The 2,103-nt window shown below is 70.1% G+C and carries 2 protein-coding genes; both read left to right on the forward strand.

Annotated features, from left to right (window positions below; genetic code table 11):
• Positions 1-42: 42 nt before the first annotated feature.
• Positions 43-339 carry an antibiotic biosynthesis monooxygenase family protein gene (locus ACWGL3_RS32090; RefSeq protein WP_267945951.1) on the forward strand — a complete coding sequence of 99 codons (297 nt, stop codon included), beginning with the start codon at positions 43-45 and terminating at the stop codon, positions 337-339.
• Between the two features lie 177 nt (positions 340-516).
• Complete coding sequence (locus ACWGL3_RS32095; protein WP_267945950.1) at positions 517-1,905, forward strand: glycine--tRNA ligase; 1,389 nt, start codon at positions 517-519, stop codon at positions 1,903-1,905.
• The last annotated feature ends 198 nt before the right edge of the window (positions 1,906-2,103 follow it).

A 2,103-nucleotide genomic window follows, 5' to 3' on the forward strand; every position in this document is an offset into this window, starting at 1 on the left:
GGCGGCAACCCGGGCACTCCCCGGGTGGGACACAATGGTGCCGTGATCGTCATCACCCGCTACTCCGTTCCCGAGGCCGACCTCGACGCCTTCCGCGCCGATGCCGCGGCCGCCGTCGAGGCGCTCTCCCGCCGCCCCGGTTTCCGGGGCCACCGCCTCGGCCGCGCCGCCGACGACCCCGGCCTGTGGACGGTGGTCACCGAGTGGGACGGCGCGGGCTTCTACCGCCGGGCGCTGTCCGACTTCGACGTCAAGGTCAACGCGGTCCCCCTGCTCTCCCGCGCCATCGACGAGCCGAGCGCGTACGAGATCGTCGCCGGAGGCGGCGCCCCCGCCTGAGAGGCGCGCCCCTGCCCGTGCACATACGGTGTGCGAGGGCTTGCCGGGTGCTCTAGCCTGGGTGGACGCGGGCGTCCGACGGTGCCACTCCCCGGTTTCGGCGCGCGTACCGCTTCCCACACGACGATGTATCGCGAACCGCGATCCACCGACTGCCAGCCGGATGGAGAGTCACCCATGGCCGCCAAGTCAGAGGCAATGGACGCACTGGTCAACCTCGCCAAGCGCCGAGGTCTGGTCTACCCCTCCAGTGAGATCTACGGAGGTCTGCGCGCGGCCTGGGACTACGGCCCCCTCGGCGTCGAGCTGAAGAACAACGTCAAGCGCCAGTGGTGGCGCTCGATGGTGCAGGAGCGGGAGGACATCGTCGGCCTGGACTCCAGCGTCATCCTGGCCCGCGAGGTCTGGGAGGCGTCCGGCCACGTGTCGACGTTCGTCGACCCGCTGACCGAGTGCCAGTCCTGCCACAAGCGCTTCCGTGCGGACCACCTCGTCGAGGCGTACGAGGAGAAGCACGGCCACGAGCCCGCCGACGGCCTCGCCGCCATCGCCTGCCCCAACTGCGGCGCCAAGTCCTCCTTCACCGAGCCGCGCATGTTCAACGGGCTCCTGCGCACCTACCTGGGCCCGGTGCAGGACGAGAAGGGCCTGGCGTACCTGCGCCCGGAGACCGCGCAGGGCATCTTCATCAACTACAAGAACGTCGAGCAGAGCGCACGCCGCAAGGTGCCCTTCGGCATCGGCCAGATCGGCAAGTCGTTCCGCAACGAGATCACGCCCGGCAACTTCATCTTCCGGACCCGCGAGTTCGAGCAGATGGAGATGGAGTTCTTCGTCAAGCCCGGCACCGACGCCGACTGGCACCAGTACTGGATCGACACCCGCTTCCAGTGGTACGTCGACCTGGGCATCGCCAAGGACAACCTCCGCCTGTTCGAGCACCCCGCGGAGAAGCTGTCCCACTACTCCACGCGCACCGTGGACGTGGAGTACCGCTTCAACTTCGTGGGCAGCGAGTGGGGCGAACTGGAGGGCATCGCCAACCGGACCGACTTCGACCTGAAGACGCACGCGGAGTCGTCCGGCGTCGACCTGTCGTACTTCGACCAGGAGAGCAACGAGCGCTACATCCCCTACGTCATCGAGCCCGCGGCCGGTGTCGACCGGGCGGTGCTCACGTTCATGCTGGACGCGTACAACGTGGACGAGGCGCCCAACGCCAAGGGCAAGCTGGAGAAGCGCGCCGTCATGCGCCTGGACCCGCGCCTGTCCCCGGTGAAGGCCGCGGTCCTGCCGCTGTCGCGCAACGCCGACCTGTCGCCGAAGGCCCGCGACCTGGCCGCCGCGCTGCGCAAGCGCTGGAACGTGGAGTTCGACGACGCCGGTGCGATCGGCCGCCGCTACCGCCGCCAGGACGAGATCGGCACCCCGTTCTGCGTGACGGTGGACTTCGACACCCTGGAGGACGACGCGGTGACCGTGCGCGAGCGCGACACCATGTCCCAGGAGCGGGTCTCGCTCGACAGGGTGGAGACCTACCTGTTCGAGCGCCTGCCCGGCTGCTGACCGCCGCGCGCCCGTCCCGGACGCCGGGACGGGCCCGTGAGACGCGAGGCGTGCGGCGGGTCCTGAAGGAGGAGCCGAGCCGCGAGCGAGGTACGAGCGGCAGGCGGGGGCGACGACGAAGGGCCCGCCCCTGTGCGCGCCGAGCCCCGTTGCGAGCCCGCGAGCACGTGAGAGCACTGCGCCCGCTCCCCCCACGGG

Source organism: Nocardiopsis sp. NPDC055824, assembly GCF_053616335.1.